The following is a 278-nucleotide window of genomic DNA, read 5'->3' as shown; positions in this document are numbered from 1 at the left end:
GCTGGTAATAACGCCGGCCCTCGTTTGGCCTCGCGCGCGCCTCGTGTACCAGCGCCAACCAGCCGCCGTTGAACAGAATTGCCTGCGAGCTGCCGCTGAACTGTGGCGCCGCGATCATCGGCTCCTGCTCCGAAACCGTCCGGCCGTTCTCGTCCAGGATCTTCGTGGGGTCGCAAAGATAGATGAAGCGAAGCCGGTCGCTCCCGTCGGAAGTGCGCTCGACCAGCGGCATCCAGTTTTTCTCGTGCTGCCGTTGGCCGGCCGGGCGGACGACGCGC

The 278-nt window shown here is 65.8% G+C and carries 1 protein-coding gene; it reads right to left on the bottom strand.

The genetic code is table 11. From position 1 onward, the window contains the following. Nucleotides 1–278: hypothetical protein (locus EN786_RS38205; protein WP_189524413.1), on the bottom strand; the 278-nt coding region annotated here is incomplete at both ends.

This window comes from Mesorhizobium sp. M4B.F.Ca.ET.143.01.1.1, assembly GCF_004792275.1.
In the GTDB taxonomy this organism is placed as follows: domain Bacteria; phylum Pseudomonadota; class Alphaproteobacteria; order Rhizobiales; family Rhizobiaceae; genus Mesorhizobium; species Mesorhizobium abyssinicae.
Note: the sequence above shows the minus strand (reverse complement) of the source record. Positions and strands in the feature narration are given on the sequence as shown.